We start from the raw sequence: 23,712 nt of genomic DNA, 5'->3' as shown, positions 1-23,712 counted from the left end.
AGCAGCCGATCATGGATGTCGACCGGCGTGCCCGGTGGGCTCTCAACACTTCTTCACATGTGGTATTGCGATGAGTTCTTCACGCCTGGTCAGTATTGTCATTCCTGCTTACAAACCTGCTTTTTTCGAAGCGGCGCTTGCCAGCGCGCTGCGTCAGAATCACGACGACATCGAGATCATTGTCACTGACGACTGCCGTGACGACGGCATCAGGGACATTGTCGAAAAACTCAGGCCGCAGAGTCGCTGGCCGATTCACTACAGCAAAAATGACACGCCACTGGGCGAGCCTCACAACATTGCGCTTGGCGTGTCACTGGCACGCGGCGATTACATCAAATTTCTCTACGACGATGACATCCTGCTCACCGACTGCGTGCGCCTGATGTTCGATGTCATGCATGACAGCCCTGATATCAAGATCGTGTCAGCGACACGAAAACGAATCGACGCCAGCGGTGCGATGCTGGCCGACAACCTGTACACGGCTTACCCATTCGGCAAGAACGTGGTGCTGAACGGCCCGGAGCTGGTGTCCTTTCTGGCCCAGTATCCCGTCAACTTCGTGGGTGAACCGAGCGCGGTCATGTGTCGCCGCGAAGACCTGCTGGCCTTCGGTCAGGACATCATGTCCCTGAATCAGTTGCTGATCTGGGGGCTGGGCGACCTGGCGATGTACGTCAAACTGCTGCGTCAGGGCAATCTGGCAATGCTTGCCCGTCCCCTGTCCTATTTCCGCGTCTCCGAACAACAGAGCAGCGAGGCGTTCAGAAAAGACCCTACCCTGCCTCGCGAAGGTCACGCCAACTTCCATCGAATTCCCGGCGAACTGGGCTGGATCCGACCCGACGAACTCAATGGCAAGGTCAGGATTGCGCCACTGACCCAGCGCGACAATGTTCAGGACATGGACCTGCTGGGCTACTTCGACAGAAGGTCCCAGGCCACTGTTCGTAACACCCGCGTTGCCAACTGGCTTGGGCAGCGCAGGCCCACGCCCGCTCAGCATGCCCTACTGCATGAACACTTGCAGCAGCACAACGGTGGGCCGCCGATTGCCATCGTCGTTTCCGATTTCGATCAGCAGGCCGAGCGAGTGCTGAGTACGCTGCAAAGCATGGCGTCCGATGCGCCTCTGCTCGACAAGCTCAAGGTTTTCGTACTGGCCGACTACGACCGCGAGCAGCAGACACCGCTTCAGGCCCAGTTGCCCTGGCGGGAGGCGAGCCTGGAAAACCGTGCCACGGTCATCAACGAGCTGATGCAGGAACATGATCACGACTGGTGGATGCTGGTAGACGCAGGTACCACCTTTACCCCGAGCGGCCTGCTATGCGCCGTCATGAAGATGATCGAAGCGCCACACGCCTGCGCGGTCTTCGGTGACGAAGTGACCCTGCATGCTCAAACAGGCGCTCATCTGGTCTTTCAGCCAGGTTTCAGTCTGGATTACCTGCTGGCCTGTCCGTCGGCCACCAGCCGCAACTGGCTGTTCAACCGCGAAAAAGCCCTGGCGGTGGGCGGCTTCGATCCAGGCCACGCTCAGGCTACCGAGCTCGATCTGATACTGCGCCTGATCGAAGATTCAAGCTTTACCGAATTCGTCCATGTAGCCGAGCCGATTGCCATCTCGCCACTCTGGCAAGCGCAGGACAATTATGATGAAGCGCGTACGCTGCAACGACATTTGCTCGCGCGCGGCTATGCCGACGGCCAGGTGCATGCGCTGGAGTCGGGACGTTACCGGGTCGAATACGGCCACGCCTATCAGCCGCTGATCACGATCCTCGTCACCTCTCAGGACCAACTGCAGACGCTGCTGCCCTGTGTCGAAAGCATTCTGGAACACACGACGTACCCGTTCTACGAAATTCTGATCTGCGACAACAACAGCCAGTCGGCGCAGACCACCGAATGGCTGAGAACACTGGAGTCGATGCAATCGGAGCGCATCCGCGTCCTACGCCACGAGCAGACGGTGAGCCCATCGGCACTGTTCAATGCCGCCGCCAACCACGCTCGGGGCGACTATTTGCTGATGCTCGACAGCAACACCCTGATCGTTCAGCCGGACTGGCTCGAACAACTCCTCAATCACGCGCTGCGTCCTGAAGTAGGCATCGTGGGCGCCAACATCATTTCACCCGACAGCAAAATGGTGGAAGCCGGGATCATCGTGGGGATCGATGGTACCGCTTGTGCGATCACCGCCGAAGACACGGCGACTTGCGCGAGCTTCGCGCAACGTCTGGAAACCGATCAAAACTACAGTGCCGTCAGCGGTTCCTGCCTGATGATTCGCAAGTCAGTGCATGACGAGATCGAAGGCCTGGACGAACACCTTTTTCCTCTGCATTTCCGTGATGTAGACCTCTGCCTGAGGGCTCGCAGCGCCGGACACCTGGTCGTCTGGACGCCGCATGCCATTGTTGCCCTGCGTCCTGACGAGTCACAGCCCGACGCCGAAGCGATGGATTTCGCGACACGCGCCCTCGCCCATCGCTGGCTGCATTACATGGCATGGGACCCGGCCTACAGCATCCAACTGTCCCTGACAGAGCGTTTTGTCACCCAGAGCAATCCGCAATTGAGTTGGCGGCCGTTGACGCATCGCCCGCTGCCGGTGGTGCTCGTGCAACCCGGTGATCGTGGAACCGCCGGCGATCGGGTCGGCGCGGTCCTTCACAGTCTGCGTGCAGGGCTTGCAGTGGACGGCATCCTCAGCCACACACCGTTGCCGCTCGTGGAGATCGCCAGACTCAGCCCCGATACCGTCGTTGTGCAAGGTCCGATCAACGATGGCCTGGTCGCCAGCATCAATGCGATCAAGGATCACACCCATGCTCGAGTCATCTACGATCTGCCGCACTACCCGGCGTACGCCGAGATCGACAAGACCGCAGTACCTCTCGCTGCGATTGAAGCCTCTCTGCGCCACGGCCTGGGACGTGCAGACCTGATCACTGTCCCCACGAGAGCACTGGCGTATCTGCTGGGCGACTCGCACCCCAACGTTCAGGTCATCGAAACCCGGCTGGCGTCAGATTCATGGCTGAATCTGCAAAGCCAGCGCCAGACCCGTCCGAAACCTCGCGTCGGCTGGGTCGGCACAGCGGGCGAACTGGGCGACCTGTTGATCCTGTCGGAGGTCATCAAGGCGCTGGCGGACCGTGTGGAATGGGTCGTCATGGGGCCATGTACGCGCTGGCTACGACCTTTTATCCACGAACTGCGCTCGCCTGTGGAAGGGACGCTGCTTCCCGGAATGCTGGCCGGCCTGAACCTTGATCTGGTACTGGCGCCTGCCGAGTCCAATCGGGTCAACCAGAGCAAAAGCCCGGTGGCTCTGCTGCAGTTCGGTGCCTGTGGCTTTCCGGTCATTTGCAGCAACGTGCTGAGCGTTCCTGAAGACCTGCCCGTCACGCAGGTGGGTAACGAGACCCAAGCCTGGATAAGTGCCATCGAAGAGCACATCGAGCAGATGGATACCTGCGCGCAAAGGGGCGACGCCTTGAAGCAGGCTGTCATTGAACGCTGGATGCTTGACGCTGATCACCTGCAAGCCTGGCGCAACGCCTGGGTGGGCGGCTGATCGGCAAAAGGCTCACTAAAAAGGCCCTGCGTCAGTGATATGACGCAGAGCCTCGAGCCAGCCGTAACACAGAGTGCGATCTGTAGCGCTTACCAGTGTATGACGCACGCGCCCCACGAATAGCCCACTCCGAAGCCGACTGCCGCAACCCGATCACCGGGTTTGAGCGCACCCTTGTCCAAAGACTCTTTCAGCGCAATGGGGATGGTGCAGGACACCGTATTGCCGCAGTGCTGGAAGGCGGACACGAACTTGTCGACAGGCAATTTCAGACGTCGACGCAGGGCATCCAGCATGAAGTGATTGGCCTGATGAAACACGAACAGATCCATATCGGCCACCGCCAGTTCGTCATCGAACAACGAAGCGAACAACTGCGGTACGCGTGTCATGGAAAACTCGAAGATCGCCGGGCCGTTCATGTACAGGTTGGCGTCGGTACGCACATTTCCGTTGTTGTCCTCATGGGTTTCAGGCTGCGGATTCTGCGCCGAAGGCCTGCGTGCGCCGCCGATGGGCACAATCAGGTTCTCGGCCCCGGAGCCATCGCTGCCATAACGAAAGCGCTCCAGAAACGGCCCGCCCTCGGCGGCGCTGATCAGGGTAACGGCCGCAGCATCGCCGAACAGAGTACGAACACTCTTGTCCTGCGGGTGAATGTAGCGGCTGTAGGTCTCAGCCGTTACCAGCAATACATTCCGGCATTGGCCTGACTCGATCAACCCCTTGGCAATGCCAAGCCCATAGATGAACCCTGAGCAACCCTGATTGAAATCGAAGGCGGCGCATTGGGTAGGCAACTGCAGGCGATGCTGCAGGATGCAGGCCGTGGCGGGCAGCACGTAATCGGGACTTTGCGTGCAATAGATCAGCGCGTCTATCTGGCTGCGCTGAATGTCCCCTTTGAGGAACAGCTTCTCGCAGGCACGAAAGGCAAGGTCGGACGCGGTTTCATCCTTGTCGATGATATGCCGTTCACCGATACCGGTCTTGGCGAAGATTTTCTCGACATCCCACTCGGGAAATTCCCGGGCCAGCGTTTCGTTGTCCAGTGAATGAGCAGGCAGTTCATATTCTATGTCCACGATTCTGGCATGAGACTTCATGAGCATTACCCCGAGATACGTTTGGCCGGTACACCGAATACTGTAGTGCCTGCGGCCACATTGCGTATTGCAACACTGCCCGCTCCGACTACAGCCTGTTTGCCGATTCTGACCCTGGGCAGGACACTGGCATGTGTGCCCATGAAAACGCCCTCTTCCAGCACCACCCCCCCGGTGATGTCGCAATGTCCGCTCAAGGTAGAGAAATCACCGATCTCTGCGTCATGCCCGATCAGGCAGCCGATATTGAGAGTCACGAATGCACCGATCCGAAGGTCGACCGTCAGCACGGTTGAAGGGCAGATGACCGTGCCCTGACCCACCACGACATTCTCGCCCATGATGACCGAGGGATGGATCAGCGTGAAAAACCGGCTGCCCCTGGCGAGCAGTTTTTCCACCACAGCGCGCTTCCCCTGAGGCGAGCCAATCGCGCAGACCAGATACTCGTCAGGCTTCGGCTGGTAGCCGTCCACGGTTGAAACGACCGGCGGGTAATGATCGAAACGCTCGGTGGAGCCGGGTCCATCGTTGATGAATCCAGCGATGTGCCAGCCCGGATTCAACGCGACCCAGTCCGTCAGCCACGCGTGCACTTCACGCCCGAAAGCGCCGGCACCGACGATAAGCAGGTTTTTGGCATTCATTGGGCCAGATACCCCCCGTCCACGACCATCGACGTGCCGGTCACCCAGCGAGCCGCCGGGGACAGCAGGTAATTGACTGCGTAGGCGATATCCAGCGGCTCACCGAAACCCAACGGGTGCTTCTGCTCCACAACCTTCATGGAATCGACACCCACCAGGTCCTCGAGCGTGCGGGTCATTTCGGTTCTCACCACACCCGGCGCAATCGCATTGACCCTGATTCCGTCACGGGCCAGCTCCAGCGCCGCAGCGCGGACCATTGATTCAACCGCCCCCTTGCTGGCGCAGTAAGCCATCAGGGAAGGCTGGGCAGCCTGAGCCATCACCGACGAGAGCAGCACGATGCTGGCACCCTGAACGAACACTCCTTTCTGCCTGAAGGCCTTGACCAGCGAAAAGCCGGAGGTCACGTTGATGGCGAATACCGTCTCCCACTGCTCGAGTCCCAGTGCCCGAATCGGCATCGGCATCTGCACGCCAGCGGCATGCACCAGCCCGTCAAAGGGCGCGTACGTCCTGGCCAGGTTGCGCATCCAGCCCGAAACAGCAGCACCCTGCAGCAGATCGAAAGGTTCGACCCCATGACCTTCGCCATGGAGCTGAAGCCTGGTCGCTTCAAGGCGCTCGGTATTTCTGGCCACCAGCACCACGCGCGCGCCCTGTTGACTCAACCAGATCGCAACCTGACTGCCGATGCCGGAAGAGGCACCTGTCACCATCACCACTTTGCCGCTCAGTGAAAAAGGACTACTCACCACCCAACATTCCCCTTGAGGGTCGATTCATACGTTTGAAAAGAGACTGACGACTTACTTCTCTGTGACGAGATCGATCACATCGTCCACCGTCTTGCAGCCGTTGAGACGATTGGCCGCCAGGGTCTTGCCCAGATGTTCGTCGGCCAGCGACATGAATGTCAGGACCGCAATGGAATCCCAGTCAAGGTTCTGGCCCCGGCTCAGACTGCCTTCGTCTGCTTCCATCGCTTCTTCGATCAGCCTGAGTACTTTGTCTTCCATCTCTATGCTCCCGGACAGCCCGCTATTGAATTGATTTTGCGAAGACCAAAGCCGACGCCTGAGAGCGATATAGCAATAATCGAACCAAGCTGTTGAACAGATGAAGGTGCCGTGAATACGGGGTTTCAGTAGGCAGGAAGCAATACGCGGAGGCCTGAAAGCCAAAAAGATGACGCTCAAGGCCTCGGTGATTCGGCGCGGGCACCGCGCGCTGCGTCAATATAATGAAGAGGTGCGACTGCTTTTTTCGCTCAGGGCAGATAGATGCTGAACATCGCTCCGCCCAGCACGCCGCCGTTGGCGATCTCTATCCGTCCCTGGATGCCGTTGCGCACATGCAAGCGGGCAATGTGTGCGGCGAAGTAAAGGCCCAGGCCGGTGCTGCCCGTGCCCTGATTGATGCCCTGCACATAATCGGTCTGGCGCTCGATCAGGTAAGCCGGGTAACCGGGGCCGTCGTCATTGATGGTGATTTTCAACTGACCGTCTTGTTCAGCGACGCTGATCGCCAATTGCTCGCGGGCAAAACCGATCGCGTTGACGATGATATTGCCCACCACCGAGCCGACCAGTTCGCGGTCGAAAAACCCAAGTGGGCTTGCATCCGTGATATCCACCCGAGCGGCGATACCGCGACTGGCCAGCACCTCCTGACGATGCGCCAATTGCGCTTCGATGAAATCGTCCAGCTCGTGGTAATCCGGGCGCAAAGGCAGCTGGTTGACCCCGAGTTTGTACAGGCCCAGCAACTGCACCAGCATGCCGTTGAGGTTGGCGAACTCGTACTCGATCACCCCATGCTCCGGGGTGTCGCGTTGCTGGACGGAGAGCTTCGCCAGCCACTCGCTGTGCGCCTGGGTCAGCGTTGCCAGCGAGTTCTTCATGTCGTGCACGGTGGAAGCAATCACCATGGAAAAATCGAGTCCCTGTTGCTGCTCTTCGCTCATGCGCCAAACGCCCTTTCCCTGAGTTTCTGATAACGCTCATAACGTGAATCGCTGTCCGGGATCATGCCGACCATTTTCAGGCTGGCGCGACATTCCTCGAGTCCCGCCTGCCCGAGGTTCTGCCCCGGATGCAGCAGCGACTGCGCCATGTTCAGCGCGATACTGATGTTCTTGGGCTGCAAGGCCAGCGCACGACGGAAATGCTCCTGCGCCTCCGGCAGGTTGCCCGCCTTGTAGCTGCGCACGCCCTGCAGGTTGAAATCGATGGCGGCCTTGTTCGCACCCAGAATGGCGGGATCGTCGGTCATGCTGGCCACGCTTTTCATCACGGCCGGGTCATCACCATAGACTTCCGCGCAGTTTTTCAGCACGCCCGCGCCCGCTTCTTCCTGACCCAGCTGCTTGAGCTGTGACGCCACCAGCAGGGCTGCGTCGGCACTGAGGAACTGCTCCATACCTTCAAGCCTGGCCATCGCCTGCTCGGTGAGCTTGGCGGCGGTTTCCGGGTCCGAGTGCTGCAGACTGGCGGCTTTCATAAGGCGCGTGCGCACTTGAAGACCTTCGTCGTTGGTGTGTTCCTTGGCCACATCGCCCAGCGCGTTGTTGATCTCGACACGCGTGCGCGCATCCAGCCCCTGGTCGCCGCCCTTGCTGATCAGGGCATGAGCCAGACCCAGGTTGGTTTCCGGGTCCTTGAAACGTGAATGCGCTCCTTGGGAAACGGCCTGACGAAAGGCCTTGGAAGCGCTTTCAAAGTCTTCGTTGCCCATCGCCAGCTTGCCCAGCATCTTCTGGCGACGTACCGCCAATGGCGACAGGCGCACGGCGTTCTCCAAGGCGCTTTGCGCACGCTTGGCATCGCCGCGGGTCACTAGCACCTCGGCGAGACCATCGTACAACGCAGGCATGGTCGGAAAGGCCTTGATCGCCTGTTCGTAAACGGCCTCCGCCTCGGTGACCTTGCCGCGTTTGAGCAGCAGACTGCCCAGCGCGGCATACGCCCAGGGCGTGGCACGGTCGGCCAGGATGGTCCTGAGAAACGCTTCCAGCGGCTCGTTCTGTTTCAGATCACGCAGCGCATCGGCCTTGTAGCGCAGGCACAACGGCGCATAGCGCGGATCCTGCTCGATCAGTTTGTTGCACGCGACCAGCACTTCGGCGGGCTTGCGACGGTCCAGCGCCTGCAGAATCGGCTTGAGCAGGTTCTTGCGCTGCACCAGCTTTTCCAGGCGCTGGGCCAGGCCTGCGCGGTTGAACGGTTTGGTCAGGTAGCCGTCGGGCTCCCACTCCAGGGCGCTCATGACCATGGCCTGACTGTTCTCGGCGGTGACCATGATGAAAACGCTTTCGTAGCTCAGCAGCCGCTCGACCATCAGGTCTTCCAGCACCTGCTGACCGTTTTTGCGGCCATCGCCGAGATTGAAATCATGCAGCACAAAGTCATAACGCTTTTGCGAGCACATGCGCAGGGCCTGCTCGCCGGAGTCGGCCGTATCCACTTCCTTGACGCCCAGCTCACGCAGCATCGACCGCACCGAACTGCGAAAGTCGGAGAAGTCATCAACGATAAGAAAGCTTTTTTGGTTGTACGCCAGCATCCGGATTCCTACACAGGAGAGGGTGAAAATATAAGACCCAAGGCCTGAACGACTTTTCCAGGTCCAGCATCGATGCGCATGTTAACTAATGGCAACATGCCACATATAGCCCTGATCGCTCTATCGCGTGATTCAGTTAAGGGCAACAGCCAGTTTTTCGACCACTCAGGCAGAAACTATAGAGCGAACATCGACTTCGCGACTGATTGCATCGAGGACAGGCAGGATTTTTTGCGAGGCGGATCAAAAAAGCAGGAGCGTAAAGGCTATTACGGGGACGCGAGTCACATCGCAGGATTGCCCTGCACCGCAGCGCCCCGACGCTCGAGGGCTGCGGCATGCGGATAGAGCGTTACACCCAGCCGTCGTTCTTCTTGCGGCCCCGGGTCAGTGCCGGCAGGATCAGACCAACCAGCAGTCCAGCGCCAGCAATGCTGCCACCGTAGACCATGTAGCGCATCATCACCTGCTTGTTCTCGTCACCCAGGCGGGCCTGAGTGGAACGCAGCTCGGCCTGTGAGTCAGCCAGTTGATCGTTGAGGGTCTTGGTACGCGCTTCCAGTTCATCGACCAGCTTCTTGCGCGCATCCAGAGTTTCCTGCATGCCTTGCACGCGGGTTTTCCAGGTGTTGTCGATGCCGTTCAATTGTTCGGTCAGTTCTGCGACCTGCTGGGTCAGCTGCGGCACCCGCTCGGCCTGGCCAGGGACTTCCTGCAGATCACTGCTGGGGATCCACACGGTGCTGCCCCCCTCGCCTCGCACTTGGCTGAAATTGCCCGAGGTGCTGAGCAGTTCCACTTTCTGCCCGGACTTGAGCGTGCCGACAATGCGATGCCCGTCAGTCGGGCCGCTGCGCACGTAGGTGGTCAGGCTGTCACTCACCCAGCGCTCGCTGTCCGCCGCCTGAGCGGTAATGGGTGTAAGGACGCAAAGCACGGCGCCGAGCAGACCGGTGCCGAGGAGATGACGCGAAGCAGTGAACAGGCCAGGGGCACGAGAAAGCAGTGCTGAAAGATGACGAGACATGGCAATGATTATCTTTGTCTGGAATGAAAATAAAGCCCCGACGTACGGGCCGGCTAACGATGGATCTGGCGAGCGGCAAATCAATTGCAACTCCTGCCTGGACGGGCTGTCTGCCTGTCAGGCGCGTTGAAAAACGCCTGCAATCCTTTATATCGGCAGCCACTTCCACAGGCTGTCCAGAGAGTCCATCAGCTAACAGACCCTGTTAAATGGGTCAGGTTCACTATTGGCCCGCTTGTGCGTCAAAATTCAGCCGCATGGCGTTTCGATCAAGTGCCTGCTTTATATGACTTTCAGTCCCTCAGACGACGCCTGCACCCTCGAATACGCAGCAGGCGAGGCCCGGCGTTTGCATTCGCGCCCAAGTGCTGTAGAAAATACCGTCAGGCGTGAACGTCTTCGATGCTCACCATCCTGATGCGCAGGCCCTGCCGCCTCGACTGCATCGCTCTAATGGAAAATAGAATGATCCCAAGACAAGTGATTAACGCCACGGTAAGCCCAAAAGGCAGCCTTGAAACCCTGTCCCAACGTGAAGTCCAGCAGCTCAGCGCTGCGGGCTCAGGCAGCACCTACACCCTGTTCCGCCAGTGCGCCCTGGCCATTCTCAATACTGGCGCCCATGTCGATAACGCCAAGACCATTCTTGAGGCCTACGAGAACTTCGAGGTCCGCATTCATCAGCAGGACCGTGGCGTGCGCCTGGAGCTGCTCAACGCTCCGGCCGATGCCTTCGTCGATGGCGAGATGATCGCCAGCACCCGTGAAATGCTGTTCAGCGCCCTGCGCGACATCGTCTACACCGAAAGCGAACTGGACAGCCAGCGCATCGACCTGAGCAACTCTCAGGGCATCACCGATTACGTGTTCCACCTGCTGCGCAACGCCCGTACCCTGCGCGCCGGTGTCGAACCTAAAATGGTGGTGTGCTGGGGCGGCCACTCGATCAACACCGAAGAATACAAATACACCAAGAAGGTCGGCCACGAGCTGGGCCTGCGCAGTCTGGACATCTGCACCGGCTGCGGCCCCGGCGTCATGAAAGGCCCGATGAAAGGCGCGACCATCGCTCACGCCAAGCAACGGATCGTCGGTGGCCGCTACCTGGGCCTGACCGAGCCGGGCATCATCGCCGCCGAAGCGCCGAACCCGATCGTCAACGAACTGGTGATCCTGCCTGACATCGAAAAGCGCCTGGAAGCCTTCGTGCGCGTCGGCCACGGCATCATCATCTTTCCGGGCGGCGCAGGCACGGCCGAAGAGTTCCTGTACCTGCTGGGCATCCTGATGCACCCGGACAACAAGGACGTGCCCTTCCCGGTGGTCCTGACCGGTCCGAAGAACACCGAACCCTACCTGCAACAACTGCATGCGTTCGTCGGCGCCACATTGGGTGAAGAGGCGCAACGTCACTACCAGATCATCATCGACAACCCGGCAGAAGTCGCGCGTCATATGGCCAAGGGCCTGAAAGAGGTGCGTCAGTTCCGTCGCGAGCGCAACGACGCATTCCACTTCAACTGGCTGCTGAAGATCGAAGAGAGCTTCCAGCACCCGTTCGATCCGACCCACGAAAACATGGCCAGATTGCAGCTCAACCATGACGTTCCGTCTCATGAGCTGGCGGCCAACCTGCGTCGGGCCTTCTCCGGCATCGTGGCGGGCAACGTCAAGGACAAGGGCATTCGTCTGATCGAAGAACACGGCCCGTACCAGATCCACGGCGATCCATCGATCATGCAGCCGCTGGACAAATTGCTTAAGGCTTTCGTCGAGCAGCACCGCATGAAGCTGCCGGGTGGCGCAGCCTATGTGCCGTGCTACCAGGTAGTGACCTGACCGCTCGATAAGGCGGACAGACAACGGGGCGCTCTGAAGCGCCCCGTTTTCATTTCTGCTGGCGGAACTGGCTGGGTGACTGCCCGGTGGCACGCTTGAAGAATCGGGAAAAATACGCCGGCTCGGAAAACCCGAGGCTGTCGGATACCTGATTCACCGTCATGGTCGTGTAGACCAGATTACGCTTGGCTTCCAGCAGCAGACGCTGGTTGATGATCTGCAACGCCGACTGGCTGCACAATCGCCGACACAGTGCATTCAAATGCGCCGCGCTGAGCCCCATGCGCTGCGCGTGCTGCTCGATGGACCAGTGTTCGCGGAAGCTTCCTTCCAGTTGATGCATGAACACCTGCAAATGCTCGCGGCCGCGATCCAGCACCTGACTGTCGTCACCCCGCTGCTCGCTGCCCCGTCGGCTGAGCCAGACCATCAGCACGTTGATCAACGACTGCAGCATCAGATCGCGACCCGGCTTGCGCTGGCGATACTCGCGGGCAATCGCGCTGAACAGCATGTCCACGTAGACGCTGTCGTCGCCCAGAACATGACAACGCGCCGTACCGATGGCCGAAATATCCAGCGCCGCTTCCAGTTGTTCAACCAACGGCCGCGCCAGGCTAAGAATGTGCCCCTGAATGTCCTCGGCAAACTTGAAGGTGTGCACGCTGAGCGCGGGCACCACTTGCAGCGACGGCGTATCGACCTGGTGCACCACGTCTTCGACCTTCAGCACCGCGCGACCGGACTGGACGTACAGCAACTGAACCAGATCACCATGGCGATGGGGCTTGATCTCCCATTCATGGATTTTGCTGCGCTCGGGAATCGATTCGCAGTGGATCAGGTCTGGCGTCGGCCACGCTGTGGTTTCGCCGTAAAGCTTGAAAACGGGAACGGAAACAGGCGCTGTTCTGGGCATCATTCGATCCTCGCCAGACCCTCGAAAAGTCCAGGTAATGTGCTGGATATTGCCTTCTTATCCCGCGGTCATCCATTAAAAATGCAGGAGACAAAAACAAACACATCCCGCAAGCCATGGCTGGCAGGGATCACAGAAAGGTCATCTCCATGAAAACCCAAGTCGCCATCATCGGCTCAGGCCCGTCCGGGCTGCTGCTGGGCCAGTTGCTGCAACGTGCCGGTATCGACAACGTCATCGTTGAGCGCAAGAACCCCGACTACATCCTTTCCCGCATTCGTGCCGGCGTTCTTGAGCAAGGCATGGTCGATCTGCTGCGCGAAGCCGGTGTCAGCGAGCGCATGGACGCTGAAGGCCTGATTCACGACGGTTTCGAGCTGGCCTTCGACGGGCGCTGCGAACGCATCGACCTGAAAAGCCTGGCCAATGGCCGAACCGTGATGGTCTACGGCCAGACCGAAGTGACCCGCGACCTGATGCAGGCCCGCTCCGCGTGCGGTGCCATGACGGTCTATGACGCCGAAGACGTCCAGCCCCATGACCTCAAGACCGACCGACCTTACGTGACGTTCGTCAAAAATGGCGAAACCGTGCGTCTGGACTGTGACTACATTGCCGGATGTGACGGCTTCCATGGTGTGTCACGGCAGGCGATCCCGGCCGAGGCACTGAAGGTATTCGAGCGCGTCTACCCGTTCGGCTGGCTCGGCGTGCTGGCCGACACCCCGCCGGTCAACGACGAACTGGTCTACGCCAACCATCCGCGCGGCTTTGCGCTGTGCAGCATGCGTTCGGCGATTCGTACGCGTTATTACGTTCAGGTCAGTGCAGATGAACGCGTCGAGGACTGGTCGGACGAGCGTTTCTGGGACGAACTCAAATCACGCCTGCCTGCCCATCTGGCGGAGCGTCTGGTGACGGGTCCGTCCATCGAGAAAAGCATCGCCCCGCTGCGCAGTTTTGTGGTTGAGCCGATGCAGTATGGCCGCCTGTTCCTGCTCGGCGACGCTGCGCACATCGTCCCGCCCACCGGCGCCAAGGGCCTGAACCTGGCCGCCAGCGACGTGAGTACGCTGTACCGCATCTTGCTCAAGGTCTATCAGGAAGGCCGCACCGACCTGCTGGAAAAGTACTCGCAGATCTGTTTGCGCCGTATCTGGAAAGCCGAGCGCTTTTCCTGGTGGATGACCTCGATCCTGCACAACTTTCCCGACACCGACGCCTTCAGTCAGCGCATCCAGCAGACCGAACTGGACTACTACGTCGGCTCCGAAGCCGGACGCAGGACCATTGCCGAGAATTATGTGGGGCTGCCTTACGAGGCCATCGAGTAAGGGGCGCTTCAAATTGATGACCTGCCCGCTCTCCACATAGACAGGCATCCCGGACGCGGAGCGTCCTGAGCTGCATTCCCACGCGGAGCGCTCATCGTATACATAAGTCTGCCTCAACACTGATCGTGCCCATCGCTCCGCGTGGGCATGCCGCCCGTGACGCTCCGCGTCACACATGCTGCAGACTGGCGCAATCAAAAAGCCATGCACTGCCCAGTCTTTTGTGCAACCACACAACACCCACCCGCCTCAGCCGTGCAAAGCCCCAAAGCGTTTTATCTGCAGGCTCCCTATGATCGGGAAGCCCCCGGCAAGCTGCATAAAAATAACAAGCTCTGAGGAACTGACGCCATGTCCAACTCTCCGGTTCGCGAGGTTGGCGACGCTGACGGCAATCATGTCTATCGTCGCATCACCCTGCGCCTTATCCCGTTCATCTTCATCTGCTACCTGTTCAATTACCTTGACCGCGTGAACGTCGGTTTCGCCAAGCTGCAGATGCTCGACGCCCTGAGTTTCAGCGAAACGGTCTACGGCCTGGGTGCCGGTATCTTCTTCATCGGCTACGTGCTGTGCGGGCTGCCCAGCAATCTGGCGCTCAACCGCTTCGGCCCAACGCGCTGGATCGGGCTGATGATGATCACCTGGGGCATGTTCTCCACCTGCCTGCTGTTCGTCACCACGCCAGTCGAGTTCTACGTGCTGCGGTTCCTGACCGGCATGGCCGAAGCAGGTTTCTTCCCCGGCATCGTCCTCTACCTTTCGCGCTGGTACCCGAACCAGCGACGCGGCCGGATCATGGCCTTGTTCATGTCGGCGATTCCGGTGTCCGGCTTACTGGGCGGACCGTTCTCCGGCTGGATCCTCAACCACTTCGCCGCAGGCCAGGGCGGTATGGCGGGCTGGCAGTGGATGTTCCTGATTCAAGGCCTACCGACCGTTGCGCTGGGCGTGCTGGCGTTCTTCCTGCTCTGCGACAAGGTCGAAGACGCACACTGGCTGACGCCCGAGCAACGGCAACGGGTCAAGACCGACATCACTCAGGACGAACTCAATCGCCCGGTGCACGGCAAGAGTTCGGTGGCTTCGGTGCTGACCATGCCCTTTATCTGGATTCTGGGCTTCATTTACTTCTGCATTCAGAGCGGCGTCTACGCGATCAACTTCTGGCTGCCGTCGATCATCAAGAGCCTGGGTTTCAGCGATGCGCTGGTGATCGGCTGGATCAGCGCGGTGCCCTACCTGATGGCGGGTGTGTTCATGCTGCTGGTCGGCCGCTCCGCGGACCTGCGTGACGAACGCCGCTGGCATCTGGTCGTGCCGATGCTGATGGGCGCAACGGGGCTGATCATCGCGGCCAACTTTGCCAGCGTGCCACTCGTGGCCATTCTCGGCCTGACCATCGCCACCATGGGCGCGTTGACCAGCCTGCCCATGTTCTGGCCGCTGCCGACCGCCCTGCTCAGCGCCAGCGTTGCGGCGGGCGGCCTGGCCCTGATCAACTCGATCGGGCAGATGGCGGGCTTCCTCAGCCCCTACCTGGTGGGCTGGATCAAGGACCAGACCGGCTCCACCACCATGGCCCTCTATTCGCTGGCAGCGCTGACCATCGTCGGTAGCCTGGTTGCCTTGCGCATCAGCCGTCAGTCGGCAGCGAAGGTCGGCGCGACGGCCTGAGTCTCTTCCAACCGATCACGATTTCCACGGTAACTGACTACCGTGGAAGTCCCGGATTTCCATCCGTCGGAGAGATAGCCTGGTGCGTCGCCCTTTTCGTCTCAGCTGATTCACTTGTCTGCATCGACTTGATGTCATCCCATCGTCCTTGCAGGAGAAACCGTGCCATGAACCTCATGCACAAGAGCCTCGGCTTATCGCTACTGATGGTCGCGACCGCGGCCTTCGCCCACCACGGCTGGAGCGAGTACGACACTGAAAAACCACTCGAGCTGAGCGGCACCATCACGCAAAGCGGATACGCCAACCCTCATGGTTTCATTCATCTCAAAACCGCCGACAACACCTGGACCGTGGTGCTGGCACCGCCCTCGCGCATGGAAAACCGCGGGCTGACCCCGCAAATGCTGGCGAACGATACGCAGGCAACTGTCGTCGGCTATCAGAATCGCACCCGGTTTGAAGAGGTGAGAGCCGAGCGCATCACCATCAACGGCAAGACTGTCGAGCTTCGATGATGGCGGTCGTCAACGACGGCTCGTGGCTGGTCTGGCTGGAAGCGTCACCCCTCGCTCAGGCCATGCGTGAAGAAATCTGGCTTTACCCGATCATGGAAGTGGTGCATATCGTCGGTTTTGCCGTATTGGTCGGCTCAGTGATCCTGTTCGACTTGCGGCTGCTGGGGTTCTCGAAAGATATCCCGATTACCGCGCTCGCCCGCCATCTGCTGGTCTGGGCGCTGGCGGCACTGCTGCTGATCGTGCCGGCCGGGCTGATGATGTTTGCCGCCCACCCCTATGAGTTCGTCAACAACGGTGTGTTCATTCTCAAACTGTGCCTGATCGCAGCGGCCGGCACCAACGCCATGCTCTTTCATGTGGGCGTCTACCGCTCGGTGACGCACTGGAACACGCGGCTGGCCGCACCCTGTGTCGCCAGATTTCATGCCGCGCTTTCAATCGCACTCTGGATCGGCGTCGTGACCTGCGGACGACTGCTCGCTTACACCTGAAACTGTCGTGGTTCTCGGCCCCTTGGGCTCATCTGCTGATGCGCAACTTATTGCACAGGCGTGACTGATAAGGCCTGTTCCGAGCCATGCAGGCCAATGCGATTGGCCCGCTTTGCAGACATTTGCGCAGGTGCGCAATACCTTGCGCGGAAAACACCGAAAAATTGATCAAAAAACAATCAAATCATTCTCCTGCAGCTTCTATCCCTTTGTTTTTATGGGTTAAAAATAATCAGGCACGTATCTTGTTATAGGCATCTGTATTCGATGGGCGCGGTTGCCTGTTGGTACAGAGGAATTCGGGATGTCTGCCCACCAGACTTGTTTCACGCTCAACCTTGATGACATCGATCATGGCTTTCAGGTACTCGCCTTCAAGGGCCACGAAGCGATCAGTCAGCCGTTCGCCTTTACGCTGGAGCTGGTCAGCGAGTCGTCAGGACTGGATCTGGAAAGCCTGCTGAACAGACCTGCCTTTCTACAGTTCGCACCCGATAACAGTGGCATTCACGGGCTGATCGACCGTGTCGCCCAGGGCGATTCCGGGCAACGCCTGACCCGTTACTCGGTCACCCTCCGTCCGCATCTGGCTCGCCTCGGCCACCGCACCAACCAACGGATCTTTCAGCACCGTACGGTGCCGCAGATTATTGCCCGGATACTGGAAGAGCATGGCCTGCTGGCCACCACTTATCGCTTCCAGCTGGCCAGCGTCTATCCCGAGCGCGAGTACTGCGTTCAGTACCACGAATCGGACCTGCACTTCATTCAGCGCCTCTGCGAGGAAGAAGGCCTGCATTACCACTTCGAACACAGCCCGACTGCCCATCTGCTGGTGTTCGGCGAAGATCAGGCGGTGTTTCCCACACTGGTGCCCGTGGTGTATCGACAAGACAGCGCAATGGTCGCCGACACACCCGTCATCCAGCGCTTCAACCTGCGTCTGGAAACCCGACCGAGCCGCACCACGCGCCGCGATTACCATTTCGAGAAACCGCGCCTGACCATGCAAGGCGCAGTACCCGGCGACGCCCGCCCGGACCTTGAGGACTACGATTACCCCGGCCTCTTTACCCACCGCGACCGCGGCAGCCATCTGGCCGCCCGCGCTCTGGAGCGCCATCGCCACGACTTCCAGCTCGCCGAAGGGCACAGTGATCAGCCACGGCTGGTCAGCGGGCATTTCCTGCCACTGAGCGAGCATCCTCAGGCGGTGTGGAACGCACTCTGGCTGCTGACCGAGATCCGGCATGAAGGTCGTCAGCCGCAAGTGCTGGAAGCGGCAGCATCAAACGAACACTCGGGCGCAGGCGAGTTGCGCCAGGGCTATCGCAACACCTTCAGGGCCATACCCGGATCAGTCACGTTTCGGCCACACCTGCGCCATCCCAAACCGCGCATTGCCGGTAGCCAGACCGCCGTCGTGACTGGCCCGGCGGGTGAAGAGATTCATTGCGACAGGCATGGCCGCGTCAAGGTCCAGTTCCACTGGGACCGCGAAGGTCAGGTCACGGATCAGAGCAGTTGCTGGCTGCGCGTGTCTTCGAGCTGGGCGGGTGACCGCTATGGCGGCATGATCATTCCAAGGGTCGGCATGGAAGTGCTGGTGACCTTCATCGAAGGCGATCCCGACCGTCCGTTGATCAGCGGCTGCCTGTACCACGCTGAACACACGCCGCCCTACCCGCTGCCCGCCCACCAGACCCGCAGCGTGTTCAAGACCCTGAGCAGCCCCGGCGGCAAAGGCTCCAACGAACTGCGCATCGAGGACCGCGCCGGTCAGGAGCAGATCTACGTCCATGCCCAGCGCGACTGGGACCAGAACATCCAGCACGACCAGAAAATCCGCGTCGGCCACGAACGGCACGACCGGGTCGAGGCCAACAGCTACAGCGAATTCAAGGCCGAGGAACATCGCGCGGTCGACGGCAGCCGCCTGACTGAAGTGCGCACGGACGATCACCTGACCGTGAGCGGCAAGCAACACATCAAGGTCGGCGAAGCACTGCTCGCGGACGTCGGCCATGAAGTTCACATCAACGCAGGTGATCAGGTGGTGATCGAGGCAGGAATGGAAATCACCCTGAAAGTGGGTGGCAGCTTTATCAAGATCGACTCGGGAGGGGTAACGGTAAGCGGACCGTTGGTGAAACTGAACTCGGGAGGCATGCCTGCGACGGGCAGCGGCGCGATGCCGAACCTGCCGGGTCTTGTCAAAATGGTTCTGACAGAAACAGCAGGCGAGTTGTTGACGCAGCGGCTGGCAGAGCCGGTTCCGCTGTCCCAGCTCTGTCAAAAGCCTGAAGGCGGAACACCCGCTGACTGTCCGCTGCCCGACTGCGGTTGTCGCAAGGCGCTGCAGGAAGGAGGCAGATCATGAAGACCTGCCTGCTGCTGGAGCGTACCGACCACCTGCTGGAAAAACTTTATCAACTGCTGCCTGATCCCAAGCCTCGGATGCTGTTCGACAGGACAGAACTGGCACCCTATCGGGACAAGAGCCCCTTGTGGGTAGCCGCGACCGACGACGACCGCCTGTTGCAGACGGTCCACAATGCCCCGGAAAGCTGGCCTGGACTGATCATCGAGAGTCCGTTTAATCACGACATTCTGCTCGCGCATCTCAGACATGTGTTGATCGTCAATTTTGAGGAAATCCGCCGAGGCGTCCTGCGTTATTCGAATCCCGTAACGGCCAGCTATTTCTTCACAACCGGCACCATCGAAGATAACGCGCCATGGTTGGGGCCCATTTCCCGATTGTCGTGGTATGGCGGAACCTGGCCAGACCTTGCGCAAGGCAACCAGCGCTGGATGAGCCTCGACAATCCTCAGGTCTCCCGCTGGACACCTCCGGTCCAGCCAACCACACCGAGACTGAGCGACGCCCAGGAAGACGCCTTCCGCCGTCAGGAGCGTGAGCGCTTCGCCTATGACTGGTGGAAAAAACAAACCGGCACTGACTTTCCCAGGGCACTCGACTACCTGGACGAGGGCATGGCTCACGGCTTCGCAACAGACCCGACGCTGATGAATTGCTACCTGTCGCTGCGCGCACAAAACCCCGGGCAGGAATCTCCGCCACGTCAGTACAGCGGCACCGGAGAAGAACGTTTGGACACCCTGCGAGGCCTGCTGCAGCAGTCTGCGCAACACAAGGAACCTGTCCAATGACCATAGGCAGCCTGAGTTCAGGCCCGTGCTGTGAAACAGGCAAACTGATCGTTCAGGTCATGGGCAAGGATCACGCGCCCCATCAGAAACTGCTGTTGAACAGCAAGGATGGCGGATGCACCTACCCTTCCCGTCCCGAGACGCTGGAAAGAGAGCCTTACAGTTGCAGGCTGGAGGTCTGGGACCACGCTGCCGAGACGCAGCTGGAACTCGAAATTGCGACCAACGAAGGCGAACCGATACGTCTGCCACTGCTCGCTGACACAAAGGTCACGCCACGGCAGGCCGACGCACAATTCAACCAGATCATCCCGGTGCTGCCCTTTGTCGCCCTGCCCGGTTCGAAAAACCCATACGACCTTGGCACGCTGGTATTGGCCCGTGCAGGCTACGTGTACGTGTTCTATCGGCAAAGGCTATGGCGTGAACTGGAAGTGCGGATCAGCGATACCGGCACGACCTACCATGACATTGATGTCGCCCGTTTTCGTCAGGACGAAGGCTTTACACGCGGCGAACGGGCCGCCATCGGCGTGGCGCTTGAGGACATCTGGTTGCCCGGGATGTGGAACGACCGGCGTGTGCTGGATGTGGAGTTGTGCTTTTCCGAGATACAGCTCAGCGCGCCCCGACTGGAGCGTCTGGAACGGGATGCAGCGCTGAGAACCCCGCGTTGCAGCAGACCGGACCTCAGTTATTCGAAAGAGCGCTTCAACCGCTTGTACAAGGGCAAGCCCGACGGCGAGGCCATGCTCAAGGCATTTTCAGGCTTCAACATGCTCGACAAGGTTCAGCAGCTCACACTTGCGCCAATCACCGCCGCACGCCTGAATCTCGAACTGTCAGTATTTCCCGTCAGCCTCGCAGCGCCACAACGCGCACGTCAGCCCGGTTACGAACGGCTGCTGGAGCACCCCGCTCTTTATCTGTGTGATCTGTCAGGCCAGTTTCCGGCCAGGGCGCTCGAACAGGCAAACGCCTTTCTTGCCGAAGCTGACCAAGGCAGAGCGGTCAGGGACACGCATTATCTGGAGCTGTCGGCGCTTGCCGATGCCATGCAGGCCAGCTTGCGTGCCGGTGAAGAAGATTCAACCGATAACCTTGTTCTTTGGGAAGCTCAACCAGGTGTCACTGATGTGTTGAGCAAAGCACGCCAGCGTCAGGTCTGCGGCGTGCTGCTCGATGACTCAAGCCATCGGCTGCGCCACCTGCGACAGCGACTCGACACCCATCAGCAACTGCTCGGCGTGTGCGCCAGGTACGCCATCCAGCACCCTCATCACGCCAGTGCTCTGCTGGTGCATCAGTTGATCGTTCCGCCAACGATAGGAGGCGCGAAAAACCCGCTGAATGAAGTGATCACCTCGCTCTCGGACACGGGCCGACAAGCCGTCAACCAATGCACCGCCACCGTCCAGCGAGCACTGGTGTGGCGTAACATGATCGCCGTTCAGAATCTGTTGGTTGAAAGCCTTCAACGCGGCATCACGCTCCAGACTGTCGCCGATCACTTGAGCCAGGATGGCTTCGAATATGTGGCAGCACTCTATGACCTGAGCCGAACCCTGACGACACTCGCACTCACGCCTTCAAACGTGGACCCGCTGGCACCGGGCGGCACTATCGTGGATGCGGTCACGCAGGTCGGTTTTCTGGAAGCCAAGGTCAGTCAGGGTCAGACACTGCTCTCGCAGATAACCAACGACAGCACGCATCCGTTGCACCTCATGCTCTGGCCCGAAAGCGACCTGGAGTCGGTCTTCCGGCCTTATGAGGCGCCACTCGACGAAGACAAGAACCTGGGCGACGGTCGCTTTCGCGCAACCGAACTGGCACGTTTCGAGAACTTTCCGGCACCCGATCCCGCCACTCAGCTCACGCTGGACGCAACGCTGCTGGCTAACCTGCTGGAGGGTGACAGCCTGCAGAACTTCTTCCTCATCAACAACGGCAAAGCCACAACCGCTGCACTGGTCGGCATCTTCGAAAACCTGCAAGGCGCAGTCGATGCCGCCGAAAACGCTGTCGGGCGAGCTGAACAGACGCTTGCCTCCAGTAAAGTCGCTGCTGCCAAGGCTGACATCAAAAGCCAGTCGGCCATCGATCAACTGGCCAAAGCCCGCGACGAGCCTGTGTCCAACGCACGCAGAATCAACATCAACCGTCAGGGCCGGGGCGTTCAGCAACTGCGCAGCATGATGCCGGAGCATTTCGGCGCCGCGTTTCTATTGAAACGAAACCGGGTCACTCCGCAGCACTACGTATTCGGCCTCGAAGACCTACCGACCCAAAGCGCCATGCCCAACGCACGCTACGGCGAATACCTGGACCCGAACGGCAACCCGTTCCGCGACATCGATCCCCCGTTCAACCCACACGGCCCCCTGACCTCAGGCGAACACCACGTACTGGTGATCCCCCGCACACACAAAACCGCACGACTGGTCGGCGACATCAACCGCAAACTGAAAGCGGCTCAGGAAGCCGGGCATGCGGTTGGCAAGGCGGAGAACGCCTATGTTAGGGCGAGAAGCGGATTGAGTCAGGCCATCGAAAATCTGGATGCGACGAAGAGCGGGCCTGTTTACCGGTTTCTGGCATCGACACGGTTTTGTGTGGCGGTGTTGATGTTGGAGATTTGGAATGTGAGTTCGGAGAGTGATGCACTTGAACAGACGACTCGTGAAAAAAATAGAGGCAGGGCATCCGCTGGTATAGCCGCCGCGATTGTGGACCTCGCGATCGCGGCGGAAGCGCTGGCCATTAAATTAATGGGCACCCAATCGAAAGCGGCTTTAACCAGAAAAATAGTGATGCAAATTTCCGAAGCCAGCGCGACGAAATGGATAGGCCCCGCTCTTGGGGCAGTGTTAACCAAACAAATATCGATAAGAATCGGCGCACAAATCCTCTCAGCAGTGTTGCTGGTTGGTGTAAATCTTTATGACGCTTATTACGCCTGGCAATGGAACGATCCAGCCATGTACGGCTATCTAATGATAGCTGCAGGAGGGTCAGCAGCATTGATGAGTTCAGTTTTTGGCGGCATGGCAACGGTATTCGGCCTCACACCACTGGGTTGGGTCGCCTTGCTGCTGATCGGGGCGGGCGTCATTCAAGTACTCATGCAAACCTCATCGCCAATGGAAACCTGGTTAAAAAACGGTCCTTTTGGAGAAAGTCACTCAGAAGGTGAGCATTTACAAGATCCGCTGGAAGCCTTTTACAGACTGATCAGCCTGCTCGCAGGCATAAGTATTACCATCGAAAAAAATCCAGTTTATGAGTCGCAAGCCAAATTCAACTTTCGAGCAGAAGTACCCCAGGCGATACGAAGCGCGAATACGACAGTCAGGATTGAAAGCCGTCTACCGGGCCTTATCGGAAGTTTTGACAGCTTGAATATCAATGCCGAGTGCAGGCTACGATGTACCAATGGACGCTTCGACAATCAAGGGATGCATTGGAAGACACATGAGTTAGCTGAACAGTCGGAACCTCCAAAAGGACAAAGGCTCTCCCCTGGAAAACTGGAGCTATTCCTCTTTACTCCGCAAAACACTAACGCTACTGCATGGGTTAGCACAACACGCCACTTCAGCTGGGCCGTGAGGGCACAATTCGTGCTGATTCGAGGAGAAGAAAAACGTTACCTGCCTGCGCCTGCGATGAAAGATCCTACAGTATTTGACCAGAGCCGAACAAAGCCTGACTTTAAAAAAACCAATCAACCCTTCTGGGCTGACGAGGTTAGTCACGGAGGTGCGGTCGATGACTAAATCCAAAAAAAATGCCTACTACGAAGCTAACGCCTATAGACC

General features: G+C 59.2%; 16 protein-coding genes and 1 pseudogene. 9 read left to right on the top strand and 8 right to left on the bottom strand.

Annotation, left to right across the window (positions count from 1 at the left end; translation table 11 throughout):
- Positions 1–70: 70 nt before the first annotated feature.
- Complete coding sequence (locus CFBP1590_RS08750) at positions 71–3,592, top strand: glycosyltransferase (protein ID WP_088234862.1); 3,522 nt, start codon at positions 71–73, stop codon at positions 3,590–3,592.
- Positions 3,593–3,681: 89 nt separating this feature from the next.
- Here the strand turns inward: CFBP1590_RS08750 and CFBP1590_RS08745 are convergent, their stop codons facing one another.
- The 7 genes from CFBP1590_RS08745 to CFBP1590_RS08715 form a co-directional block, all read right to left on the bottom strand.
- Positions 3,682–4,704 carry a ketoacyl-ACP synthase III gene (locus CFBP1590_RS08745; protein ID WP_162876808.1) on the bottom strand — a complete coding sequence of 341 codons (1,023 nt, stop codon included), beginning with the start codon at positions 4,702–4,704 and terminating at the stop codon, positions 3,682–3,684.
- Positions 4,704–5,345 (bottom strand): dTDP-4-amino-4,6-dideoxy-D-glucose acetyltransferase VioB, encoded by a 642-nt coding sequence (gene vioB, locus CFBP1590_RS08740; protein ID WP_043306578.1) that lies wholly within the window; start codon positions 5,343–5,345, stop codon positions 4,704–4,706. Before vioB ends, CFBP1590_RS08745 begins: the two co-directional genes overlap by 1 nt.
- Positions 5,342–6,103: an SDR family NAD(P)-dependent oxidoreductase gene (locus tag CFBP1590_RS08735; RefSeq protein WP_162876807.1), complete on the bottom strand. Its 762-nt coding sequence runs from the start codon at positions 6,101–6,103 to the stop codon at positions 5,342–5,344. The genes vioB and CFBP1590_RS08735 overlap by 4 nt, the downstream gene beginning before the upstream one ends.
- Positions 6,104–6,154: 51 nt before the next feature.
- Entirely contained in the window at positions 6,155–6,364 is a 210-nt protein-coding gene (locus CFBP1590_RS08730) for an acyl carrier protein (protein ID WP_004880682.1), read from the bottom strand.
- A 251-nt stretch (positions 6,365–6,615) separates the two neighbouring features.
- Positions 6,616–7,311: a sensor histidine kinase gene (locus CFBP1590_RS08725; RefSeq protein WP_088234861.1), complete on the bottom strand. Its 696-nt coding sequence runs from the start codon at positions 7,309–7,311 to the stop codon at positions 6,616–6,618.
- A complete protein-coding gene (locus tag CFBP1590_RS08720) occupies positions 7,308–8,909 on the bottom strand; it encodes a tetratricopeptide repeat-containing response regulator (RefSeq protein WP_004880679.1) in 1,602 nt (533 codons plus the stop codon). The genes CFBP1590_RS08725 and CFBP1590_RS08720 overlap by 4 nt, the downstream gene beginning before the upstream one ends.
- Positions 8,910–9,261: 352 nt before the next feature.
- The gene (locus tag CFBP1590_RS08715; protein WP_004880677.1) at positions 9,262–9,936 is read right to left on the bottom strand and encodes a TIGR04211 family SH3 domain-containing protein; all 675 of its coding nucleotides are present in this window, start codon (positions 9,934–9,936) and stop codon (positions 9,262–9,264) included.
- 465 nt (positions 9,937–10,401) lie between these two features.
- Here CFBP1590_RS08715 and ppnN point away from each other — a divergent pair, with 465 nt between their 5' ends.
- Complete coding sequence (gene ppnN / locus CFBP1590_RS08710; RefSeq protein ID WP_088234860.1) at positions 10,402–11,775, top strand: nucleotide 5'-monophosphate nucleosidase PpnN; 1,374 nt, start codon at positions 10,402–10,404, stop codon at positions 11,773–11,775.
- Positions 11,776–11,824: 49 nt separating this feature from the next.
- On the opposite strand, the gene CFBP1590_RS08705 is transcribed toward ppnN, so the two are convergent.
- A complete protein-coding gene (locus tag CFBP1590_RS08705; RefSeq protein WP_088234859.1) occupies positions 11,825–12,694 on the bottom strand; it encodes a helix-turn-helix domain-containing protein in 870 nt (289 codons plus the stop codon).
- 149 nt (positions 12,695–12,843) lie between these two features.
- Between CFBP1590_RS08705 and pobA the strand changes: the two genes are divergently transcribed.
- From pobA to CFBP1590_RS08670, 7 genes and pseudogenes are all read left to right on the top strand, one after another.
- Positions 12,844–14,028, top strand: a complete 1,185-nt coding sequence (gene pobA, locus CFBP1590_RS08700) for a 4-hydroxybenzoate 3-monooxygenase (RefSeq protein ID WP_088236383.1) — start codon at positions 12,844–12,846, stop codon at positions 14,026–14,028.
- A gap of 351 nt (positions 14,029–14,379) precedes the next feature.
- Positions 14,380–15,705 carry an MFS transporter gene (locus tag CFBP1590_RS08695; protein ID WP_088234858.1) on the top strand — a complete coding sequence of 442 codons (1,326 nt, stop codon included), beginning with the start codon at positions 14,380–14,382 and terminating at the stop codon, positions 15,703–15,705.
- Positions 15,706–15,872: 167 nt separating this feature from the next.
- On the top strand, positions 15,873–16,223 hold the full coding sequence (locus CFBP1590_RS08690) for a DUF6152 family protein (protein WP_088234857.1): 351 nt from the start codon (positions 15,873–15,875) through the stop codon (positions 16,221–16,223).
- Positions 16,223–16,717 carry a DUF6644 family protein gene (locus tag CFBP1590_RS08685; protein WP_088236382.1) on the top strand — a complete coding sequence of 165 codons (495 nt, stop codon included), beginning with the start codon at positions 16,223–16,225 and terminating at the stop codon, positions 16,715–16,717. The genes CFBP1590_RS08690 and CFBP1590_RS08685 overlap by 1 nt, the downstream gene beginning before the upstream one ends.
- Before the next feature lie 304 nt (positions 16,718–17,021).
- Complete coding sequence (locus CFBP1590_RS08680) at positions 17,022–19,097, top strand: type VI secretion system Vgr family protein (protein WP_088234856.1); 2,076 nt, start codon at positions 17,022–17,024, stop codon at positions 19,095–19,097.
- A pseudogene (locus tag CFBP1590_RS08675) lies at positions 19,094–19,639 on the top strand (DUF4123 domain-containing protein); the annotation flags it as partial. The gene CFBP1590_RS08680 and the pseudogene CFBP1590_RS08675, both read left to right, overlap by 4 nt.
- 248 nt (positions 19,640–19,887) lie before the next feature.
- Positions 19,888–23,670, top strand: a complete 3,783-nt coding sequence (locus tag CFBP1590_RS08670; RefSeq protein ID WP_088234854.1) for a hypothetical protein — start codon at positions 19,888–19,890, stop codon at positions 23,668–23,670.
- Positions 23,671–23,712 lie beyond the last annotated feature (42 nt).

The organism is Pseudomonas viridiflava, assembly GCF_900184295.1.
GTDB lineage: Bacteria > Pseudomonadota > Gammaproteobacteria > Pseudomonadales > Pseudomonadaceae > Aquipseudomonas > Aquipseudomonas viridiflava.
Note: the sequence above shows the minus strand (reverse complement) of the source record. Positions and strands in the feature narration are given on the sequence as shown.

Bases quoted from the DNA above. Each gene is read 5' to 3' on its own strand.
- CFBP1590_RS08690 (WP_088234857.1), top strand. From the start codon at position 15,873: ATGAACCTCATGCACAAGAGCCTCGGCTTATCGCTACTGATGGTCGCG.
- CFBP1590_RS08695 (WP_088234858.1), top strand. From the start codon at position 14,380: ATGTCCAACTCTCCGGTTCGCGAGGTTGGCGACGCTGACGGCAATCAT.
- CFBP1590_RS08680 (WP_088234856.1), top strand. From the start codon at position 17,022: ATGTCTGCCCACCAGACTTGTTTCACGCTCAACCTTGATGACATCGAT.
- vioB (WP_043306578.1), bottom strand. From the start codon at position 5,345: ATGAATGCCAAAAACCTGCTTATCGTCGGTGCCGGCGCTTTCGGGCGT.
- CFBP1590_RS08670 (WP_088234854.1), top strand. From the start codon at position 19,888: ATGACCATAGGCAGCCTGAGTTCAGGCCCGTGCTGTGAAACAGGCAAA.
- CFBP1590_RS08720 (WP_004880679.1), bottom strand. From the start codon at position 8,909: ATGCTGGCGTACAACCAAAAAAGCTTTCTTATCGTTGATGACTTCTCC.
- CFBP1590_RS08745 (WP_162876808.1), bottom strand. From the start codon at position 4,704: ATGCTCATGAAGTCTCATGCCAGAATCGTGGACATAGAATATGAACTG.
- CFBP1590_RS08715 (WP_004880677.1), bottom strand. From the start codon at position 9,936: ATGTCTCGTCATCTTTCAGCACTGCTTTCTCGTGCCCCTGGCCTGTTC.
- CFBP1590_RS08685 (WP_088236382.1), top strand. From the start codon at position 16,223: ATGGCGGTCGTCAACGACGGCTCGTGGCTGGTCTGGCTGGAAGCGTCA.
- CFBP1590_RS08730 (WP_004880682.1), bottom strand. From the start codon at position 6,364: ATGGAAGACAAAGTACTCAGGCTGATCGAAGAAGCGATGGAAGCAGAC.
- CFBP1590_RS08705 (WP_088234859.1), bottom strand. From the start codon at position 12,694: ATGCCCAGAACAGCGCCTGTTTCCGTTCCCGTTTTCAAGCTTTACGGC.
- CFBP1590_RS08750 (WP_088234862.1), top strand. From the start codon at position 71: ATGAGTTCTTCACGCCTGGTCAGTATTGTCATTCCTGCTTACAAACCT.
- ppnN (WP_088234860.1), top strand. From the start codon at position 10,402: ATGATCCCAAGACAAGTGATTAACGCCACGGTAAGCCCAAAAGGCAGC.
- CFBP1590_RS08725 (WP_088234861.1), bottom strand. From the start codon at position 7,311: ATGAGCGAAGAGCAGCAACAGGGACTCGATTTTTCCATGGTGATTGCT.
- pobA (WP_088236383.1), top strand. From the start codon at position 12,844: ATGAAAACCCAAGTCGCCATCATCGGCTCAGGCCCGTCCGGGCTGCTG.